The organism is Gracilimonas sp. B-17, from assembly GCF_056857935.1.
Genome location: NZ_JBSXOA010000011.1, coordinates 1 through 20,646, shown reverse-complemented (window position 1 = coordinate 20,646; position 20,646 = coordinate 1). Strand labels below are relative to the sequence as shown.

Genomic DNA, 20,646 nt, shown 5'->3' with positions numbered 1-20,646 from the left:
TAAAATAAGGATCTAGAAATGGGGCACATCAGATCACTGACTTTATTTATAACAATCTTCGCACTTACTTCAGGAACCGCCTTTGGGCTTCAGGAGATCTCTGATTCTTCACCGGAACCCCGCCAGCAAGATCTACTGGTCAATCCACAGCGTACGGTTCATACTTTTTTGCACTGGCAACAAGCCGGACATAAGAACCCGGATTATGTGATCACAACTATGAAGTTGGCCGATGGAAGTAATGAAGAAAAACTTGAGCTCGCTGAGCGACTTCTGAAAGTCCTGGATGCACGAGGATTATTGATCGATTATGATACCATCCCAAGTAACCCAAACTATACCGATAGCCTCTCAGGACTTCAACAGTATATTTTATTTGAAACCCTACCCGAGGTTTATTTGACCAAAACAGCTCAGAATGAATGGGTCTTCTCCAGGTCAACCACTCAGGCCATACCGGATTTGTATGCAAGCACCTTTTCGAGCTGGTTTACATTTGTGATCGATCAGCTTCCTGAATGGACCGAAAATGAGTGGTTCGGGATCAAGATCTGGCAGTACCTGGCTGTGTTCTTCTGGATATTCTTAGGCCTGATATTGATGAAGGTGTTCGAATTTCTTCTGGACAACTATGTCCGACGCCTGGCAATGAAGACTAAATTCACCTGGGATGATGATCTCATTGATGGAATTGAAAAACCATCCGGGTATATCTTTGTTACTGCTTTCTTTTTGGTAACCTATTCTAACCTTCAGTTCTCAGTTACCGTAAGTCATGCGTTGTCAATAATCCTTGAGGTGGCGTTATCAGCGGCTATAGTTTGGTTATTTTATAACCTCGCCGATGTCTTTTCCAAATACCTGACCGTTGTCACTTCAAAAACTGAAACGGAACTGGATGACCAGCTGATCCCTCTTATCCGGAAAACGCTCAGGTTCTTCGTATTGGTTATGGGTGTGATCGCGATCCTTCAAAACAACGGCGTAAATGTTGCTTCACTGATTGCCGGACTCGGAATTGGAGGTTTGGCTGTGGCTCTCGCAGCCCGGGAAACCTTAGCTAATTTCTTTGGTTCCGTTACCATTTTTTTGGACCGCCCATTCAAAATAGGCGACTGGATCAAATCCGGAAATGTAGAGGGAACGGTGGAAGAGGTCGGATTTCGGTCTACTCGTATACGAACGTTTTATAACTCGCTGGTCAGTGTCCCTAATTCAAACCTTGCTAATGCAGACATTGATAACCTTGGCTTGAGAAGATACCGAAGGCTCAAAACGGTATTGAACCTGACTTACTCGACCACACCGGAACAAATGGAAGCTTTTGTGGAGGGGATCAAAGCCATTGTGAAAGCAAACGAACATTTCAGACAGGATTACTATGAAGTACACTTCAACTCCTTTGGAGCTCATTCCCTGGACGTGTTGGTTTATGTTTTCTTCGATGTGCCCGATTGGAGTACCGAGTTACAACAGCGCCATAATTTCTTACTTGAGATCTTACGCCTTGCCAGGGAAGTGGGGGTTGAATTCGCATTCCCAACTCAAACCTTGCATATGGACAGCTTTTACAAAGATACGCCTCGCAAGGTTGGCGAAGAACGCACCGAAGAAGAACTAGCCTCAGCGGTCACAGATTTTGGCCCCGGAGGCAAAAAAGGAAAACCGGAAGGCATCCGAATTTACAGAGATGGCGAAGAAGTAGATTTTGGTGCGAATAAATAAAAAATTAAAAAAGCCGACTCATCTGAGCCGGCTTCTAAAAATACTACTTTGCTAAAGCTGAATAACAAAAGTTATTTCGCAGCTTCCTCATCTTCTTCCTTTTTTCCGGAAAAAGCATCAAACACCATCACAAGGTCATTCGCAACCTGTTCTTTGGTTCGGCCTTCAATGCGGTGCCGGGGTATCAAAGCTTTGATCTCTCCATCTACAAAATAAGCGAAGGATGGTGAGGATGGTGGGTATTCACTGAAATAGGCTCTGGCATGCGCCGTTGCCTCTTTATCCTGACCGGCAAATACCGTTACCATATGATCAGGTTTTGCCTCTGAATTCTCCAAAGCGATCCCTAAACCCGGCCGGGCATTTCCTGCAGCACAACCACATACAGAGTTCACAACCAGAAGCATGGTGCCTTCATATTCTTTCATGGCACGATCCACATCATCTGTGGTCTTAAGCTCTTCAACACCAAACTGAGTCAGTTCTTCTCTCATCCAGGACGTATCAGGTCCCATTCCAAATCCAAATTGCATAATAATCTCTTTGTTTTATTGATTGCTATATCGGTTCAAAAATACAAAATATTTGACCCAAAAATAGACAAGGCTTCCCGATTATGAGAAGCCTTGTCAAATCTTAAAGTTTCCGAATTAACGGATCAACTTTTTAAGTCTCAAACTTACTTAGCAGCTTTGTAATTATCTGCAACCTGATCCCAATTGATCAAATTCCAGAATGCAGCTACATAATCCGGACGTCGGTTTTGGTAATGCAGATAATATGCATGTTCCCAAACGTCAATACCCATTATTGGCGTATAGCCTTCCATCAGTGGGCTGTCCTGATTTGCTGTTGAATGTACAACAAGGTTTCCGCTTCCATCCACTGACAACCAAGCCCATCCGGAACCAAAACGGCCACCGGCTGCTGCAGAAAATTCCTCTTTGAATTTATCAAAGCTTCCAAATGTGTCATTAATGGCTTCAGCCAATTCTCCTTCAGGCTCTCCACCGCCGTTTGGAGATAGAATGGTCCAAAAAAGATTATGATTGGCATATCCGCCACCACTATTGATAACTGCTTGTTTGATATCAGATGGTACTTCATCAATTCTGCGAAGAACCTTCTCTATATCAAGATCCGCAAAATCATGGCCTTCAAGGGCGGCATTCACTTTGTTAGTATACCCCTGATGGTGTTTGGTGTGATGGATCTTCATCGTACGAGCATCTATGTGTGGTTCAAGTGCATCGTAATCGTATGGCAGATCTGGTAATGTATAAGCCATTGTTTACTCCTTTTTTATTTTCATGTTTACGACGCTTATAACTTGTGCGCCTTTATTTTATCGTTCCTAAACATAAGCAAATCGGTATTAAATTTCGTTCCTGCCATCCATCAATACCCTCTATCTTTTAGATTTGTTAATACTATAAGCTGAATCTTGCACTGAAATCCATTGAGATTTAAAGTATCTTTGGCATTCACACTCATATTTTTTTACTCACTCAGATCATTTATGAAGTATAATTACGATGTCATAATTATTGGTAGCGGACCGGCCGGTTTTTCGTGTGCCATGCAAAGTTCCAAATTCGACAAGAAGGTATTGGTCATAGAAGCCAATGAAGACTCTTTTGGTGGAACATGGATCAATTCTGGAACGATCCCAAGTAAAGCACTCAGGGAAACAGCCCGTATCATTCAACGCTTTCAAAGTCAGTTTGAACACCTTTCCGATGAAAAAGCCTATCAGCATCATCAGATGTCTGAACTGCTGAAGTATAAAAGTGAGATACAGAAAAGTAAGAACACCAAGGTTGAGAATGATTTCAGGAAAAATGAGATCGATACCGTACATGGCTTCGGTGAGTTAAAAGATAATCACACAGTTGAAGTAACGGACAAACAGGGCAAGAAAAAGACCTATAAGGGCGAATTCATCTTCCTTTCACCAGGCAGTAAACCCGTTCAACCCAAAGGCTTTGATCTGGACCACAATAAAGTTCTGGATTACATTTCAATATTAGACCTGACTCATATCCCCCGAAAACTGCTGGTTATCGGAAGCGGTGTTCAGGCCTTGGAATATGCCACCACATTCTCAAATCTTGGAAGCCGGGTTTCCATTTTGAACGAAGCTGAGTCATTTCTTTCATTTCTTGATAATGAAATAAGAGATCAGCTGGAAAAGCTACTGGAAAAACAAAAGATCGAGATTTTCTCTGATGCTGAAAATATTGAGATCAAAACCAACACCATACGCAATACAACTGAGGTAAGATATAACCTCAGGCAGGATAATGAAGGTAATAGGACCCGGGTCATAGAAACTGAACACGTCCTTTACCTGGGCGGAAAAGTTCCGAATACAGAAGGTCTTGGTCTGGAGACTATTGGAGTTGAAACTGACAATGAAGGAAATATCATCGTAAATGACGATTACCAAACCAATATTGAGAATATCTTCGCCGGTGGAGATGTGATCGGATACCCAGCCCTTGCCTCTGCTTCTTTCTCTGAAGGTAGGGTTGCATCATGCAACATGTTCGGGATCCAGGTTTTGGATGTACCTCCTGAAATCCCTTTTGCGATATACTCCATTCCAGAAATATCCAGTATCGGTTTGACCGAAAAAGAAGCCAAATCGCGAGGATATGATGTTACCATTGGGCGTGCCTACTACAAGAATATTACTCAGGGAGATATCAGTAATCAGCAGGACGGTCTGCTTAAGCTGGTTTTTGAGACTGAAACCCTGAAACTGGTTGGCATCCATATCATCGGTGAAAGAGCCAGCGACCTTATTCATCTTGGTCAGGCGGTAATGTCACTGAATGGAGATATCCGTTATTTTATAAATCACGTAATGAATTATCCAACCTACAGTGAAGCTTATCGAATCGCGGCTTTTAATGGCATAAACCGGGTCTATAAGGCGGGCGTGAAGTACAAAAAGATCCTAAAGAATAAGGGGTAGGAATATCGATACCCCCTAGTTCATCTACCGCTCCGACGCGAAGCGTGCGGAGCGAGTATATTTTGAGACCTTGGTTTATAAGAAAAGACCCTACTTGTTCCAAAGCTCTGCGTCGGAGCAGATTATCGAATAACCTCATCCTAACTTCTTAACCTTGTCAGGAAACTTCAATATTCTACACGTAGTGTATAGCCTTGCGCATACCTTCGGAATCATAATCAAACTCCTCCGGTAAGGTCTTGATCCCTTTTTCCTCCGAGATCTTCGCTGAGTAGGCCAGAACCATTGCATCTACGATATCATCTTCCTCGACCTCATTTCGCCGGAAATCTTCCTTTATATCCCTGAAAAAGTCATCAGCTATAGGTTCTCTTGCTTTAATGAGCTCCAGGCGATGCTTGATCCCCTTTTTCAGATTCTTTTTCTGATAGATCATTCCACCATTAATGGTTTGGAAAAGTAACTCAGGATGAGACTCAAGAACCTTATCTCGCAAACTTTCATCCGCTCGAAGCAATTCATCCACCATTTGGATCTTAGGGGTGATATTCCATGACTGCAAGGTTAGTTTTTTATCAGTGTACTCATGGCTGATCATATTGGCTTCCACGTAGGAAGGAGCCGTCAGGGCCGGCCGTATTGGTGGACTGAAAACACTGGAAGCATAATCACCCCCAACTTTTTTTCGTAACAATTCATCAGCTTTACGGGTATAGTTCTCATCTTCCAGTCCGATCGGCATGTCTATAAAAACACGGTCAAAAACTTCAAAAGCTTCTTTTAAGGCATCTCGGTCTCTGAGAACTTCGTACTTTTCATTTCCTTCATCAAAGGTGATGAGGATCCAACCTGCTTTACAACCGTCTATTCCTGCTGTTTTCACTTTAACTGTTCTTTAATGTTTTTCTTTAACTGAATATGCAGTTCATCCAGTTGATGTTCGTCTACAACATCAGGGGAATTATCCATCATGCTTTGTGCTTTCTGGTTCTTTGGAAATGCAATAACATCCCGAAGGCTTTTAGCTCCAGTCAATAACATAACGGCACGATCAACCCCAAAGGCAATTCCACCGTGTGGAGGAGCACCATATTTGAATGCATCCAGAAGAAATCCGAATTTTTCTTCAGCTTCGCGTTCTCCAATTCCAAGAAGTTCGAATACTTTTCGCTGCATATCCTGATCATGGATACGAATAGAACCACCACCAAGCTCATTTCCGTTCAGTACCAGATCGTAGGCTCTTGCCTTGACCTTGCCCGGATCACTTTCCATCAGCTCCACATCTTCTACTCTTGGGGAAGTGAAAGGGTGGTGCATGGCATGATATCGGCGGGTTTCCTCATCCCACTCAAGTAGTGGAAACTCGGTGACCCAAAGAAAATTATAGGTTGATTGATCGATCAGGTCGAATTCTTTCCCCATCATCAAACGAAGCTGGCCCAACTGTTTCAACACATCCGGTTTCGGTCCGGCCAGGATCAGTACCAGGTCTCCCTGCCTGGCTTCTGATCTCTCAACCATCTGTTCCACGATCTCATCCGTAAGGAATTTAGCTACACTGCAGAGTGGGCCATCCTCCTGCATCTTAATATAGATGAGGCCACCTGCGCCGGTTTCCTGTTTTACACGATCGGTAAGCCTATCTATGGCACCACGCCCCATATCACCCTGTCCGGGAACTGTGATCCCAACCACTCCGCCACCTTTTTTAACGGTACTTGAGAAAACTTTGAACTCCGCGTCTTTAACGATCTCAGAGAAATCTTTGAATTCAAGTCCAAAACGGGTATCCGGTTTGTCGGAGCCATACGTATTCATGGCCTCTTCATAAGTCATACGCGGGAATGGAGTTTTCACTTCATAACCGATCGTATCCTTAAACACTTTTTTCCAAAGAGCTTCATGGGTCTCATAAATATCTTCTTCTTCCACAAAACTCATCTCAACATCGATCTGAGTGAATTCCGGCTGGCGGTCGGCCCGCAGGTCTTCATCCCTGAAACACTTCACGATCTGGAAATAGCGGTCATAACCTGATACCATAAGCAACTGCTTATAGGTTTGAGGACTTTGAGGTAAAGCAAAGAACTTTCCTGCATTCACACGGCTGGGTACCAAATAATCACGGGCCCCTTCCGGTGTGCTGCGCATCAGTACCGGGGTCTCAACCTCTGCAAAATTAAGCTCGTGATAAAACTCTCGAACCGATTGATAGAACTTTGACCGCAGCATTAATTTTTCCTGAACCTCAGGCCGACGCAGATCGAGATACCGGTATTTCAACCTAACATCTTCATTTGTTGAAATACCATCTTTTATTTCAAAAGGAGGTGTTTCAGCGGCTGAGTAGATCACCAGATCCGTAGCTTCGATCTCGATCTCACCGGTAGGCAGGTTTGGGTTCAAATTCTCTTCACCCCTTGTGATGACCTTACCTTTCACGCCGATCACAAACTCGGCACGTAACTGCTCTGCTTTTTCGTGTAGCTGGTCGTCTTCTTCAGTAAAAACAACCTGGGTAACACCATATCTGTCTCTCAGATCAATGAATATAACGCCACCCAGATCACGACGGGGGCCTACCCATCCGTTTAAAATTACTTCTTCGCCAATATTTTCTGCAGTAAGTTCTCCGCAGGTGTGTGTTCTTTTAAGGGTCATTCTTTTCGATGAATCGTAGAGTGAAAACTTTTGGTTATTAAGGCGCTGAAAATACGCATAATGTTAACGAATCGCTTAATCAATGTCGCAGGAACTTATTTTTCTGATAAATACCTTTGCCTCCTTCTTTATGACCGGCCTTATCTGGATCGTTCAACTCGTTCACTACCCTTCATTTCACTACGTGGGCACAGATAACTTCAAAGCCTTTCAGCTTCACCACGTTAATAGTATTGATAAGATCGTGATCCCCGTAATGGTAGCCGAGCTTGCAACCTCCTTTGGCCTGGCATGGACTGATGGATTCCTTAGCTTAAATGCAATCGGGTTTTATATCGTCATGCTAATATGGATATCAACGGGGCTTTTCTCTGTTCCGGCTCATTCCAAACTGGAATCCTCAAAAGATGACCATGCGATCCGGAAATTAGTTTCAACCAATTGGGTCAGAACTATACTTTGGTCACTAAAGTCTGCACTGAACCTCTACTTGCTGAGTCAGTTGATTTGATGCAGACCACCTGCCTTTAGGTTGATTCAGCGATCATTGAATGGGTGAAATTGCTCAGGAAAATTAAATTGGCGCAATTACCGCATTTTTAACTACATTATATGCCCTTCTGCGAGTGGGTCGTGGGAGGAACCATTCTACCTGGGGAGGTAAAATGAATATCATCGATACTATTGTTGCAGACGGCAACGAAATTTTCAGGCACGGGCTAAGTGCGATCTTACGTGATGAAGGCAAGTTTAAAATTCAAAGCGAGATCGATAATGGAGCCCTGGTATTAACAGCTTATGAAAGCGTTAAACCTGAACTCTGTATTCTCTCATTTAGCATGCCCGAGATGGAAGGTATTATCATTGCCAAGAAGATCATCGACAGAGATCCGAATGCCAATATCCTCTTACTTGCTGATGAAACAAATCGAAAAACCCTGAACGAGTTTCTGGATTCCGGGGCTTTTGGGCTCATACATAAATCAGCTCATAGGCTGGAACTGATCGATGCAGCCGAAAAAGTGGCTAAGGGCGAACGCTATCTGGGCAAGCAATTCTCAAAGATGATGACAGATGAGTATAAACGCCTTGCACAAAAGAAAAAACGTCCTGATCCTGTAAAATCGATCACAAAAAGAGAACGTGAGATCCTTGGTTTGCTTACTGAAGGACTCACAAGTACTGAGATAGCCGACAAACTTTATATCAGCCCTCGAACGGTAGAAAAGCACCGTACCAACCTGCTAAAAAAACTAGACCTCAGAAATACGGCCGCACTGGTTCGTTTTGCCATGGAAAACGAGCAGGCTCTTCTTTAAGACCACTTTTGTCTTTACCATTTTTTAAGTGCATAAGTTCTGATTTGTTATATATTCCAAGGACTTTGGCCGGTATAACTATCTGCCTTTCATATTCTTACTAAAAACCTACAATCATGAAAATTAAGTACTTCCCTCTCTTTCTGCTTTTCTTCTCACTTACTTTTTTAATATCACCATATTCTGAAGCTCAGTCGATAAAAACTGAACTTACTGTTGATGATTATTTTGAACTGAAGGATGTCGGTTCACCCGTGATCAGCCCGGATGGCAGATGGATCGCCTATACAGTGACTGAAACAGATTATGAGGATGACAGCCGTGAAACACGGATATGGATGAGCCCTGTTGATGGGGGCGAAGCCCTGCCAATGACGGCAGCCGGATATTCTGCCGGCAGCCCTAAATGGAGTCCGGATGGAAAATATCTCTCATTCATGGCGTCCAGAGGAGATGAGGAAAAGACCCAGGTATGGACACTGAATATGAAAGGCGGTGAAGCAGTTCAACTTACTGACATTGAGCAAGGTGTTTCAGATTTTGAATGGTCTCCGAAAAGTGACCGGCTTTTACTTATGATCAAAGATAAAAAAGAGGAGTCTGAACGTCCTGAACCCTATGTCATAGACCGACTCCAATTTAAGCGTGATTATGCAGGATACCTTGATCGCCGCAGGACACATATTTATACCTTCACTCCCGGCGATACCTCTGCTATTCAACTCACATCTGGTGATTTTGATGATTCGCAAGCTGTTTGGAGCCCTGACGGAAACAAGATCGCATTTGTCAGTAACCGAACTTCGAATCCTGATGGTAATGTGAACAGTGATATCTGGGTTGTTGATGCCAATACCCCTGATAAAGGACTAACGAAGATCACCCAAAACCCTGGCGGTGATTCTTCCCCGGCCTGGAGTCCTGATGGAAGGACGATCGTTCACACTTCAGTGATAGACACGAGTGCCATCTGGTATGCCACCAACAAACTTTCAGTTTCAGCTGCTGATGGAAGTGGAGATACCAAAGTTTATATGGATGGCCTGGATCGTAACATCAGTGACCCTACTTATTCTGAGGATGGAAAAACCATCTGGTTTCTGTTGGAAGACCGTGGTGAAAGCCAGCTTGCTTCTGTAAATGCTGATGGGAAAAACCTCAGAAGAGTGATCTCCGGTGACCTGAGTATCAGAAGTTTTGACCTCGAAAACGATATGATCGCTACTCTTCAGTCTACCGTTGACCGCCCACACGAAATATTTATTAAGCAGGGTGATTCTCAGAAAAGGATCACACATGTAAATGATGCCCTGATCGATGCCAAAAAGATCGCGAGAGTTGAAGAAATACGATTTGACAGTAAAGATGGAACTCCTATCGAAGGCTTTATGGTAACCCCTGCTGACTATCAGGGAAATGAAAGGATCCCAACTATATTATGGATCCATGGCGGACCGGTAGCACAGTATGATCACAGTTTTGAATTCATACCACAGTTATATGCGGCCAACGGATATGCCGTGTTACTAATAAATCCACGAGGCTCATCTGGTTACGGTCAGGCATTTTCTGAGGTTCTGTTTGCCGATTGGGGCAATAAAGACTTTGAAGATGTGATGGCCGGTGTGGATCATGCCATCGAAAGAGGCGTAGCAGATCCAAATAAACTTGGAGTCGGCGGTTGGTCTTATGGAGGAATTCTTACGAATTATGTGATCACTAAAACAGGGCGATTTGAGGGAGCCATATCAGGAGCAAGTGAAACCCTGTACCGGTCTAATTACGGACACGACCACTACCAGTTGACATGGGAAAAAGAGCTGGGACTTCCATGGGAGACACCTGAAAAATGGGAACGCATTTCGCCCTTTAACGATGTAGACAAGGTAACGACACCGACTTTATGGATAGGTGGGGCCGAAGACTGGAATGTGCCAATTTTAGGATCTGAACAAATGTATCAGGCCATGAAGCGTCTTGGCCTTGAAACGCAGCTTGTGGTCTACCCCGGTGAACATCATGGTATTCGCAAACCAACCTTTCAAAAAGATCGCTTTGAGCGATTCCTTGGCTGGTTTGATACCTATGTAAAGGGTGTTGAAGAATGAAATACGTAAAAACACGTAGGTAAATTACGTAATTCTCACCATTGACGGCATCCGCTCTTTAACGTAAGTTGTTTATGCAAATGGGGTAATAGCCGTCTGTAGATGATATCTGCCGCCACTCATTGAGTTGAGGGCGGCTTTTTTTATGCCCGTTACTTTTTCGAATTTAACTGTTTCATCCTCACAGCTTTCAGCTCCTGGAAGTTATTATGCTCATCAACCATAGAAGAAAGGGCAAACAGGTCATACAGAGCCCCCAAACCTAACACGCCTCCACTCAATATCCAACCGATGCCGGTTCCAATCTTACCCAGGTAAAAACGATGAAAACCAAAGATCCCGAAGAAGGATAGGAACCAAAATAAATAGGCTTTACCCTTCGACTTTTTTTCAAGAACGGTAATATTAGTTCCATTGATGATCGACAACTTTTTATTGCCGCCAACCTTGGCTATAAAATCTTCGTAACTCGCCAACAGTTTTTTGGCAAGTTTCCTGGACCGTGCAGACTCAGTTTCCCTGATATCCAGTTCTCCCTCCAACACCTGATATTCAAATACAAATTCATCGATCACCCTTTCCATTGACAACTTATCCTCAAGATAGGCCTCGATCTTTCTTCTAAGATTCCGAATGGAATCGTGGATAGTGATCATAAGATCAGAATCAGTATTCCTCTCACTATCACCCGATAGCTCTTCATATTTCTGTAACGCTTTACCAAGTGTCTGCTCTGCAACTAAAGCGATCTCATATTCTTCTGATTTTCGCATACTGCCCTATTGATTGATCCCTTGTCCTGTTCGAATATCAGGGTAAATTGTTTCAAAAACAGGCTATAAAATAAAAAAGCCTGATCCATTTAAGAATCAAGCTTTATTTATGTACCGTGGGACGGAATTGAACCGTCGACCTCACGATTATGAGTCGTGCGCTCTAACCATCTGAGCTACCACGGCATAAGTTTAAATCACTTTATTTCAGTGACTTACAGCAGATTTCAATTTTCGCAATTAGAACGTAAATCGTACTAATTCACCCCTTTTTGACCAAGTTTTGGTAACTGTTTGGTAACTACCTGGTAACTCCGAGGTAACGAATTGCACTGCTCATTATGTTAAAGAACGGTTTCGTTCTGCTGTTTTTAAAAACAGACTTAAATATAAGGTTTTACTTACTACTTCGTCAAAGTTCTTTTCCAATTTTCTTGGGTTTTGCCTATCATCCCCGACTTTTTTTCAACCCCAGTAAATTCAGGGTTTTTGGTAACTGTTTGGTAACTATTCGCCCTTTTTTACCCAATAATTTTAATGAATGAGCAAAAAACAGTCTAAAAAACCTGAGCAGGCCGGACTGCATGAGAAAAGACTCGCTGATCTTCTCAAATTTCTGAGCAATAACGAGACCACTATTAAATCTGAGGGCATCACCTACACTTCCAAACGGGGCGACGGCTATAACCACATAAAGGACGTGATACAACAAGTCACCTGTATGAGTGAGAAGGCTTACTATGCCTACTTCGAGAACATGGAGTTGGGGAATAAATTTTCAGAGATGCGAAAAGTGTATGATACGGTGGGCAAAGTTATACATACTATTCGACCTTATATGACTCTCGACGGTTCAGTTGACTCCCAAAAAAATTGTCTATTACAATCAAGATACGACATGTACAATCCTGAGAAGGATAATGATACACTTCACTACCTAAACGAATTCTATGACCCTTTTTATAATTCTGTTCTGACGAGCATATCAATGTTTGAAAACAACCCAATTAAGTTTCTTAGTTCTATACAGGAGAGTGAAACACCTTTCTATCCATATATTCAACTTTTGATTGATGAGCTAAAGGATAATGTCTCTGATGAAACCTTGAAAAGTTACAAGACTATCATTAAGAAATTTATTATAAAGTACAATGCTTGCATATCCTCTGAAATAAAGAATGGTTTTTTTAGTGATTATAAATGGTTATCAATACCGACCAATCCGGAAATTGCCAAGAAATTCTTCTTTTTAAAAGTTTCTTCAGAAAACCATCAAGCCACTGATTTATTTATAAATCCTTCAAAATATATTGATGTCCTTGATAATAGATATGAATACTTGTGGATGTTATACTTGCAAAAAATTGACTTCAAATTATGGCCAGAAATAGCTAAAGGACTTCTTCCAATTATAGCCATTGAACAGGGTCTTATGTCTTTATACATCGAAATAATGATATTTCAATGTATTGAAAATACTCGATTTCAGATAACATCAGCTAGCGATGACACAAGACCTAAACATGTACATACTGAATTTACACTTAATCAACTTTGTAAGTTATTAGCCGAATATCAATTCTTCGATATCGAACAAGATTTTATCTCAAATGAGTTTAATTTACTTCGCAGACCATTAAACATTCACCCAGTATATGATGTTGCCAAGTTAGGGGAAAGCGAACATATACTAAGTACTGCTCTTCTAAAATATATGTGGGAAATCTACTACAGGAAAATCACCTACGACCTATACATCAAAGAGAACCCTGTATATAATACACCTGTCCCTAGAGTTCGTACAGAAAACCTCATCAACCTTAATTCTAAGTAAAGTTCCGACTCCGCTAATGAAATAATCTCTCCAGCGGAAAATTCATTTCGATTTCTCCAGAAGTTTGGTACAGCGATCAACGTGATTCTATTCACTTGGTCGCTCCAAACTTTAATTAAATATGAAATCAAATGAGATTAAACGATTACCTAACATCAGGCGAAGCAGCCGAATACTTATCCCAACAACTCAAGCAGGAAGTAAACTATTACGACCTGGATAACCTGCTTCGGGCAAAATCCATACCCGTTCCAGAAAAGATCGGAGGACGAAGACTGTGGTCTCATCAAGATCTACAAAACGCGGCTAAAGCATTACGTATTCGTCGGGCTAAAAGACCTCAATTGACTCAGGAACGTTCACTCATCAACTTGGGGGAGTATTAAGATGAAAAATAATACCATGAGTGATGACGAGCTTTGCAAAAAAATACTAAGCTCATATGTTTTTGTATGGCCTTTTCATGCCTCTTTAGTTGATCAAAGGTATGTTTCTCTTGATGCAACGCTACTAGTAAAAAGAATCGAAGATGTTAAGGATTTGAAGAATGAATCAGATGCAGAACTGCTCGTTCGGCACATAGAAAGGTTTATAACAGATAGTCCACCTGATTTAGCTCCTATGACTCGCCTTCGGGTAGCAAGCCAAATTAACACAGACATTACCGTTTTAATTGGCGAAGAAGAAGCAAAAAGGATCTTTGATATAAGCGATTCAAATCTGGCTTTACTTAGAAAACTACATGGCATTGCCTATATCAAAACAAAGCGTGGCTTTCAATATAGCTGGAGAGACCTAAAAGAAATCAGCCGGAAAATAAAAGGCTCATCTGAACTCTAATCTCAAGGGAGCCTTCGACTATGGCTCCCATTTTTTAAACATTTTCTAAAAAACTATGGAAAAAGAATATCCAGTATCCACTGAATCCCATCACTCCAACGACTTGAAAGAGGCCATTTATTATCTCCCGGCTCAATTTGATCAGACTATTCTTTGCAAAGCTTTAAAGGCTGTGTATGACGAAGAAGGAAAAGATCTTGCCAGGGAATGGCTCTTCAAGACCAAGAATAATCTTCCAAAAAACTTCGATGAATTTTGGGAGGAGTCAAATCTAACGCCCTACCAACTCCAGTTTCCCGATAAATATTTAAATGATTCGATCTACAATACCGCTAAAGAAACCGGGTGGATTCCCAAAGCACTTCGAAAAGGCAAGCAAAGCAAGAAACCACCTTCAAAACGCAAGCTACAAGCCGTTGGTGAGAATTTACAGGCTTCGGAAAAACTGCATGAACAACTTACTCAGATCAAAGAGGACCAGTTAGAAGAGAAGGAAAAGTCCTACATCTCTCCCTGCATCAAGAACATGGATGGAGCCTGCTATGTGCATCCATTCATGTACAAAAATGACATTCCCGATGACCGGGAGGAATACCTGAAGCTCCTGATCAAGATTGTAGATTGTGAGGTGATTGTGCAGGAAGCCATCGAACACATCATTGATCAACCCGGACAAACTGAGGACGACAAGGAAGTGCGCTACCGGCTCCGGCTTACCAATCGTTTAGATAAAGATGTCATAACCATTGCCACCTTTGAAGAGCTTACAACCAAAACACGGTTCTCCAGTTTTCTGGTTTCCAAGGGATTTGTGAAGTTTATTGGAAATAATGACGTGTTTGATCGTTTCCATGAATTTCTGATCAATGATCAGGAGTATCCAACGGTGAAGATGATCACCAGCTGGGGTGAGTACAAACCGGGAGAATTTCTCTTCGAAAACGGACTCTTTGATGTGAATAAGCAACGTTTCTATCCAGCCAATGAGGAAAACAGAATTCAGAAAGGCAGGCAGTTATTGGTTTGTCCAACCGGAAGTGAGCTTGTACAACCACCCATCATTTCTATGCCAACCGATGATGAAGCTTCAGCTCATTTTCTGGCTGAAAAGTTCATGATGTGGGAATCCTTTAACGGAAAACTTAACGTGAGAGCTACATTGGGTTATGCCGTAGCTTGTTTGTTTAGCCGTAGTATCAAGGAACAGGATGGAGCCTTTCCCCTGATGTTCAAGTTTGGGGAACGTGGTACCGGAAAAAGCTCCAGTATGGACTGGTTCATGTCGCTATTTGGCTATCGCAATGGAAACCGCCAATCCGTGTCCAAGCAAAATACCATCAAAGGACTGATCCGAAACATGACCCTGCCTACCTCCTTTCCTTTCTTCCTGGATGATTATCGCAATCACGAGACCAACAGTCAGGTTCCGGATTTAACCAGTCCGATCTTGAACTGGTATCACCGCATTGGAACCTCCATGGCTAAGAAGAGCACAGATAACCAAACCATTGATACCCGCATGAAAGCCTGCGTGGTCATGACCGGAAATGATAAACCCACCGATCCGGCGGTATTATCCCGACTCATTGTGCTCAATTATTCCAAATTTTTGAAACGAAATGAGTTGGATATGATACCGAATGTCGTGCGCTCAACCCCCAGATTCTCTGAATTCACCGCTTTGGTGCTCAAAGATTACGAAAATGTGCGCGGTTTCTTCATGGACTTCCTCGATGGAAACAAAAAAGCTCTAGCCGATCAGGGATTCCAGGGGCGAACCGTAAACAACTGGAGCTATGTGATGGCAGGCATACAATGTGTGCCTTACATTCTCCCCAACCTACAGCATTGGTCGAATGAATTTGGAGCGCTTAAAACTGAAATTTATGAGGCCATTCAAAAAGAGGAGGCACTGCAAAAAGAATCCAATCCCCTGCATGAGTTTTTTGATACGCTGGAGCATTACGCCACCCAAAAAGTTGATCCCAACTCGGAGTTTAATCGGCGATTCTTTGTCCTTGATCACCGGCACTTTCGCTACAAACCCTTTGAAGCTTTTACCGATACCAATGGGAAAGTATATCAGGGAGAAGTGCTGTATCTGCATCCAAAACGAATTTGGTATGCCCTTCAGGATGCGAAGTCAGATGTTACCCGTCAAACCAATCTCAATACCCTGGAAGCCAAACTCCAAAACAGCAGTTACTTTTTGAATAACAGCGTGCAGGTTTTTCTAACCAAATCCATTGATGAGCCGAAGGAAAGTAATCTGCGCTGTTATGTGCTTCGTGTGGACCAGCTCAACGAGAAAGGAATGCTTCAGGAGCTCATCGCCAAGGCCAAAGAATACGAACAACAACGGGCCGGAAGATTAAGCGCTTAAAAGTTTAAAAAAATTCATGTCTTTTTCTGCTAAACTGCTAAGAATTACCCAAAATCTATTCATACACTCATTAAACCATCATTTCTTTACAAATAACTAACTGCTAAGGTCTGCTAACAGGTGCTAAGAGCCGCTAAAATTTCTAGCACACTTTAGCAGTTCTTAGCATTTTCTTTAAATCTTTGCTAAAGCCAATATCCCTTCTTTTATATAAACGAGCCTATCATTTAAAAAACTTAGCAGTGTTTAGCAGCTTAGCAGAGGTTTTTCTTTCTTTTTTTAAGGAACTATCGCCTAGATGATGACCACCCAATCATTATTTACTGATTCCTTGAAACAAATCACCCTAATTAGGCTACATTTAGGCTAAAATCTTTAGTTAATTACTGATTTTTTATAACGTTTCCATTTATAACCGCCTTAAAAGCAGATGCAGAGCAAAACTGGTTTCGTTTATTAACGATTATTGGCGATTTCTTTGAAATAATAGACGAATTAGTAGGTATAATTCAGGAGTCACGAATTACAAATCGCTGTTTAATGCAGTTACTAAGCTCTTTTAGAGAATAGTTTAAAAGAATTGGGTTATTTCGAACAGTGATAGGCTTTTTTTGAATAAACTAGTTGTCAGGAATGCTGTTTTATTCCAGTTTACTCATATAACTCCGTAGAATTCTCTTCGCTAATAAAATGGGACTTAATCATGGAAAAGATATTCCATTATTTAATTTTCGGGGTTTAGTGATTGAGTTTATTTAATTATCGGGTTTTAAGAGAGCGAAGGTTTAAAAAAGTGCATATTAATTGGCTTATAGTCTATTTATTGAAACTTTTCTAAACCTTCTGATTGAACAAATCTTTTAACAGATGGAATTTCATCGAGCTTTTCTACGCTTTCGGTATTGTAAATAACCCTCTCCCACGTTAACCTTGGAACCTTGGTAAATTTCATCCACTCATTAGGACTTTTAAAAGAAACTCATGAAATCCATCACATTTAACAGGGAAGAACTCTATAAAGAGTTGTGGTCAAAACCGATGACCCAAATTGCAAAAGAGCATAACATCAATAGTTATCAGCTTGCAAAAGCTTGTGAAGAGCTAAAAATTCCAAGACCAAGATCTGGATATTGGTCAAAGTTGCGGAATGGAATTAAAGTAAAGCAGAAACCCCTTACTGATTTTGAAAAAGATAGCTACACACTTGAAATAAGATCCATTAATGAAACTGATTTGGGGAACCTTCTTCCAAAGAACTACCAGCCACTCCAGGTTAAAGATCAGCTTAGAAATGCTCATTCATTAATCAATGACACGTATAATTTTCTAAAACATAAAGCGAAAGAACGGTTTGCTACGGATGAATACGGCAGACTTGGAACCCATAGATCAGGGTATGCTAATGTAAAGACCTCACTGAAATCTTTAAACAGAGCTATGCGCATTCTGGATGCTATTTTTAAAGAAGCAGAAAGGCAGGGATTTAAAGTCGGTACACTTACTAAGTACGATCGCAATGCCACATTTATCCAAGTTGATCAAGACAAGGTGTACATATCCATAATGGAGGAGGGAAAACAAAATAGAACCAGAATCAATGACAAAAGTTCAAGGTGGCCAGAATATGAATATGACAGATGTACTACCGGAAAATTAAAGTTACACTTGGCTACAAATGTCTATAGTTATTCTTCGAAGTCTCTTTCTGATACCAAAAATAAAACTCTTGAAGAACGAATAGACGAGGTTTTTCCAATACTTATTCAGATTGCAGAAAATGAAAAAAGAAGAAGACTTGAACGAGAAGAAGAAAATAGAAAAGCTGAAATTGCTCGTAAAATCCGAGAACAGCAAGAGCGGGAGTATCAGGCTGAAATGGAAAAAAGAGCACAATTAGAGGAACAAGCTACCCTTTTTACTAACTCAGCATACATTTACCAGTATATACAAGAAGTCGAGAGTCAAGTAAACAGTAGTAACTTCACCAATGAACAAACCCAAAAATTCAACGAATGGAAAAAATGGGCTCTGGAACATGCTGATCGATTGAATCCAGTTAAGCAAAAATTGGATTCATTTTTAAGTGATGCTGAAAATGCTTGTTCACAGAATCCATCTGTTCACGATTCGTGAACATGGTAAAAAAGTGAACAAATAGATTGTTGTGCCAGCTTCACCAATAGCTTTTCCGGTAGGTTGTCAGCTTCTCTAATATCCACTTACAGATTATCGTGATAATGTTTTAAATGCTCTATCGGTTTTTATTACTAGGTTAATTTTATCTTCTAATTCTTTTTGTGAATAAATAATCTTCCCAAAATGCTTTATTTGAACTTCAGGATAATTGGAATCTATTTGGGTTGATTGTTTTCTTAAAAAACTCTTCAATTTTTTGCCAACAGTTAACTTGTACTTTTCTGAATAATATAATGTGTTAATGAGGCATAGCTGATGATTTGGATTTGGATAAAATGAAATTTCCAACTCTTTTTTTCTTAGAAAATTTAAGAAGTCCTCATTATAGATAAATTCTTTCCTATTTAAATGATATATAACTGAGGAAAAATTGAAAAACGATGTATTTGGAATGACCTTAAAAAGCTTATAGTCGATTTCGTTTTGGTATTTAAAAGCCCATGTATTTTTGGTTTCCCAAAGATCCACGTCCATTTCTCCAATCTTTATTTTGAATCCACCAAAACTATTCTCTCTATATTCATAATTCTCGATAACCTCCCTAATCCTAGAAATATCTTCAACTACAAAATCTATATCTCGTAGTTCATGGCTATTTAAAAAATAATTCCTTATAACCCCACTAAAAACATATATGTCTACTCTCTCTATAGTCTTATTTATGAATGTAGTTAATTCAAAAGGAGTTATTGAAGTTAAATAATGATAGAATGATAACTCCTGATCCTTAACAACTTGTTTTATTTCAGATAATTTTTTGGCCACTTAATTTTTGATAATGTTTTAACGCAAATTGATCCGTCATTCCAGTTATAAAATCAACGATTATTCTCAATTTATAATAGTCGTTAAGTTTTTCAAAGCTCTTCAACTCATCATTTTCTTTAATTCCATTTTCTAAAAATGCTGATAACTTAATACTCTTTGAAATCAGATTTAGGGCTCTTCGTTTATAGTGTTTTGATCCCCCGAATAGAAATTGAATATAATAATCAAGCAATCCGGAAATAACAGCATGACCAGTTAATTCTAAAAACTCTATTTCTCTTCTTTTAAAGATATTTTCAAAACAAAATAAATCCAATGTACTGGCAACATTATTAGAATCATCGTCTATAAGTTCTAAGTTATAAGTTCCTTCTTCGATTGATTCAATATTCTTAATAAAGTTTTCAACGGTGAGATCAACCAAATAGTCAATCAAGCTGATTCTCAGTTTAATAATCTTAGTATTTCTTGTATTTATCCCTTTTACCTCGTCAGAATTTTTAAAAAGTTTTTTAAAAAGAGGCTCATTATTAATGCCTTTCTGGAAAAATTCTTTGATAAAATCATAGTCATAAAGTCCTTTATTGTACCCATCTTCAATGTCCATTACATAATAACAAATAGAATCTGCAGCCTCCATAAGATAAGCCAAGGGATGACGTATATATCCATTTGAGGATTCTAGACCACATTCAGAAGCTACTTCTTTAAATACCTCTTTTTCAGATTGAAATATCCCAATTTTATTTGTGTAAAATCTCTCAGAATTTTTTTTACCAAAGTTTGGATATTTCAAAAATGAACCTAATGTAGTAGAAGTTAAATTAAGTCCATAGGTATCCTGAAGGATTTGAAGTTTCGTAAGTACTCTTAACCCCTGGGCATTGCCATCGAAAAAAGTAAAGTCACCTTTTTTGAGCCCCTCCCCGTTTATGTACCAGTTAAAAGTAGAGAATCGGACGTTATTTGGTGTTGATTAAGGTACTCATTCGGGGTTAAATCTCCGAGTGAGCTATGAGGTCTGAAGGAATTGTATTCGTTTCTCCAAGCCTCAAT

18 protein-coding genes and 1 tRNA gene are annotated in these 20,646 nt (G+C 40.5%); 10 read left to right on the top strand and 9 right to left on the bottom strand.

Annotation, left to right across the window (positions count from 1 at the left end; all coding sequences use genetic code 11):
- Positions 1-18 precede the first annotated feature (18 nt).
- Positions 19-1,725, top strand: coding sequence for a mechanosensitive ion channel family protein (locus AC13FX_RS04955; RefSeq protein WP_482879389.1), 1,707 nt, complete (start codon positions 19-21; stop codon positions 1,723-1,725).
- Between the two features lie 71 nt (positions 1,726-1,796).
- Here AC13FX_RS04955 and AC13FX_RS04950 read toward each other — a convergent pair whose 3' ends face one another.
- Together AC13FX_RS04950 and AC13FX_RS04945 are read right to left on the bottom strand one after the other, a co-directional pair.
- Positions 1,797-2,258, bottom strand: a complete 462-nt coding sequence (locus AC13FX_RS04950) for a BrxA/BrxB family bacilliredoxin (protein ID WP_482879388.1) — start codon at positions 2,256-2,258, stop codon at positions 1,797-1,799.
- Positions 2,259-2,404: 146 nt separating this feature from the next.
- Positions 2,405-3,013, bottom strand: coding sequence for a superoxide dismutase (locus tag AC13FX_RS04945; RefSeq protein ID WP_482879386.1), 609 nt, complete (start codon positions 3,011-3,013; stop codon positions 2,405-2,407).
- Between the two features lie 231 nt (positions 3,014-3,244).
- On the opposite strand from AC13FX_RS04945, the gene sthA reads away from it, so the two are divergent.
- Positions 3,245-4,705: a Si-specific NAD(P)(+) transhydrogenase gene (sthA, locus tag AC13FX_RS04940; RefSeq protein WP_482879385.1), complete on the top strand. Its 1,461-nt coding sequence runs from the start codon at positions 3,245-3,247 to the stop codon at positions 4,703-4,705.
- Between the two features lie 175 nt (positions 4,706-4,880).
- On the opposite strand, the gene AC13FX_RS04935 is transcribed toward sthA, so the two are convergent.
- Both AC13FX_RS04935 and aspS read right to left on the bottom strand, forming a co-directional pair.
- The gene (locus AC13FX_RS04935; RefSeq protein WP_482879384.1) at positions 4,881-5,588 is read right to left on the bottom strand and encodes a DUF429 domain-containing protein; all 708 of its coding nucleotides are present in this window, start codon (positions 5,586-5,588) and stop codon (positions 4,881-4,883) included.
- Positions 5,585-7,369, bottom strand: a complete 1,785-nt coding sequence (gene aspS, locus AC13FX_RS04930; protein WP_482879383.1) for an aspartate--tRNA ligase — start codon at positions 7,367-7,369, stop codon at positions 5,585-5,587. Before aspS ends, AC13FX_RS04935 begins: the two co-directional genes overlap by 4 nt.
- Positions 7,370-7,451: 82 nt before the next feature.
- On the opposite strand from aspS, the gene AC13FX_RS04925 reads away from it, so the two are divergent.
- The 3 genes from AC13FX_RS04925 to AC13FX_RS04915 all read left to right on the top strand — a co-directional run bounded on the left by AC13FX_RS04925 (position 7,452) and on the right by AC13FX_RS04915 (position 10,796).
- Positions 7,452-7,880, top strand: a complete 429-nt coding sequence (locus AC13FX_RS04925; protein ID WP_482879382.1) for a hypothetical protein — start codon at positions 7,452-7,454, stop codon at positions 7,878-7,880.
- A gap of 154 nt (positions 7,881-8,034) precedes the next feature.
- Positions 8,035-8,688 (top strand): LuxR C-terminal-related transcriptional regulator, encoded by a 654-nt coding sequence (locus AC13FX_RS04920; RefSeq protein WP_482879381.1) that lies wholly within the window; start codon positions 8,035-8,037, stop codon positions 8,686-8,688.
- Positions 8,689-8,804: 116 nt separating this feature from the next.
- Positions 8,805-10,796 carry a S9 family peptidase gene (locus AC13FX_RS04915; protein WP_482879380.1) on the top strand — a complete coding sequence of 664 codons (1,992 nt, stop codon included), beginning with the start codon at positions 8,805-8,807 and terminating at the stop codon, positions 10,794-10,796.
- Between the two features lie 152 nt (positions 10,797-10,948).
- Here the strand turns inward: AC13FX_RS04915 and AC13FX_RS04910 are convergent, their stop codons facing one another.
- Positions 10,949-11,569, bottom strand: a complete 621-nt coding sequence (locus tag AC13FX_RS04910) for a TM2 domain-containing protein (protein ID WP_482879379.1) — start codon at positions 11,567-11,569, stop codon at positions 10,949-10,951.
- 112 nt (positions 11,570-11,681) lie between these two features.
- Positions 11,682-11,755, bottom strand: a tRNA-Met gene (locus AC13FX_RS04905).
- A 355-nt stretch (positions 11,756-12,110) separates the two neighbouring features.
- Here AC13FX_RS04905 and AC13FX_RS04900 point away from each other — a divergent pair.
- The 5 genes from AC13FX_RS04900 (at position 12,111) to AC13FX_RS04880 (ending at position 18,759) form a co-directional block, all read left to right on the top strand.
- Positions 12,111-13,403 (top strand): hypothetical protein, encoded by a 1,293-nt coding sequence (locus tag AC13FX_RS04900; RefSeq protein WP_482879378.1) that lies wholly within the window; start codon positions 12,111-12,113, stop codon positions 13,401-13,403.
- 131 nt (positions 13,404-13,534) lie between these two features.
- Positions 13,535-13,789 (top strand): hypothetical protein, encoded by a 255-nt coding sequence (locus tag AC13FX_RS04895; RefSeq protein WP_290965211.1) that lies wholly within the window; start codon positions 13,535-13,537, stop codon positions 13,787-13,789.
- A gap of 1 nt (position 13,790) precedes the next feature.
- Positions 13,791-14,243, top strand: coding sequence for a hypothetical protein (locus tag AC13FX_RS04890; RefSeq protein ID WP_482879376.1), 453 nt, complete (start codon positions 13,791-13,793; stop codon positions 14,241-14,243).
- 55 nt (positions 14,244-14,298) lie between these two features.
- Entirely contained in the window at positions 14,299-16,626 is a 2,328-nt protein-coding gene (locus tag AC13FX_RS04885) for a hypothetical protein (protein ID WP_482879375.1), read from the top strand.
- A 981-nt stretch (positions 16,627-17,607) separates the two neighbouring features.
- Positions 17,608-18,759, top strand: a complete 1,152-nt coding sequence (locus tag AC13FX_RS04880; protein WP_482879374.1) for a hypothetical protein — start codon at positions 17,608-17,610, stop codon at positions 18,757-18,759.
- Between the two features lie 93 nt (positions 18,760-18,852).
- Here the strand turns inward: AC13FX_RS04880 and AC13FX_RS04875 are convergent, their stop codons facing one another.
- From AC13FX_RS04875 to AC13FX_RS04865, 3 genes are all read right to left on the bottom strand, one after another.
- On the bottom strand, positions 18,853-19,587 hold the full coding sequence (locus tag AC13FX_RS04875; RefSeq protein WP_482879373.1) for a hypothetical protein: 735 nt from the start codon (positions 19,585-19,587) through the stop codon (positions 18,853-18,855).
- Positions 19,568-20,440, bottom strand: coding sequence for a dGTP triphosphohydrolase (gene dgt, locus AC13FX_RS04870; RefSeq protein WP_482880144.1), 873 nt, complete (start codon positions 20,438-20,440; stop codon positions 19,568-19,570). Before dgt ends, AC13FX_RS04875 begins: the two co-directional genes overlap by 20 nt.
- Before the next feature lie 80 nt (positions 20,441-20,520).
- Complete coding sequence (locus AC13FX_RS04865) at positions 20,521-20,646, bottom strand: integrase core domain-containing protein (protein ID WP_482878376.1); 126 nt, start codon at positions 20,644-20,646, stop codon at positions 20,521-20,523.

What these genes read in the sequence shown, in the direction of transcription:
- AC13FX_RS04925 (WP_482879382.1), top strand. Translation starts at nt 7,452, where the DNA reads ATGTCGCAGGAACTTATTTTTCTGATAAATACCTTTGCCTCCTTCTTT.
- AC13FX_RS04880 (WP_482879374.1), top strand. Translation starts at nt 17,608, where the DNA reads ATGAAATCCATCACATTTAACAGGGAAGAACTCTATAAAGAGTTGTGG.
- AC13FX_RS04945 (WP_482879386.1), bottom strand. Translation starts at nt 3,013, where the DNA reads ATGGCTTATACATTACCAGATCTGCCATACGATTACGATGCACTTGAA.
- AC13FX_RS04955 (WP_482879389.1), top strand. Translation starts at nt 19, where the DNA reads ATGGGGCACATCAGATCACTGACTTTATTTATAACAATCTTCGCACTT.
- AC13FX_RS04885 (WP_482879375.1), top strand. Translation starts at nt 14,299, where the DNA reads ATGGAAAAAGAATATCCAGTATCCACTGAATCCCATCACTCCAACGAC.
- AC13FX_RS04950 (WP_482879388.1), bottom strand. Translation starts at nt 2,258, where the DNA reads ATGCAATTTGGATTTGGAATGGGACCTGATACGTCCTGGATGAGAGAA.
- sthA (WP_482879385.1), top strand. Translation starts at nt 3,245, where the DNA reads ATGAAGTATAATTACGATGTCATAATTATTGGTAGCGGACCGGCCGGT.
- AC13FX_RS04920 (WP_482879381.1), top strand. Translation starts at nt 8,035, where the DNA reads ATGAATATCATCGATACTATTGTTGCAGACGGCAACGAAATTTTCAGG.
- AC13FX_RS04900 (WP_482879378.1), top strand. Translation starts at nt 12,111, where the DNA reads ATGAGCAAAAAACAGTCTAAAAAACCTGAGCAGGCCGGACTGCATGAG.
- AC13FX_RS04915 (WP_482879380.1), top strand. Translation starts at nt 8,805, where the DNA reads ATGAAAATTAAGTACTTCCCTCTCTTTCTGCTTTTCTTCTCACTTACT.
- AC13FX_RS04895 (WP_290965211.1), top strand. Translation starts at nt 13,535, where the DNA reads ATGAGATTAAACGATTACCTAACATCAGGCGAAGCAGCCGAATACTTA.
- aspS (WP_482879383.1), bottom strand. Translation starts at nt 7,369, where the DNA reads ATGACCCTTAAAAGAACACACACCTGCGGAGAACTTACTGCAGAAAAT.
- AC13FX_RS04910 (WP_482879379.1), bottom strand. Translation starts at nt 11,569, where the DNA reads ATGCGAAAATCAGAAGAATATGAGATCGCTTTAGTTGCAGAGCAGACA.
- AC13FX_RS04890 (WP_482879376.1), top strand. Translation starts at nt 13,791, where the DNA reads ATGAAAAATAATACCATGAGTGATGACGAGCTTTGCAAAAAAATACTA.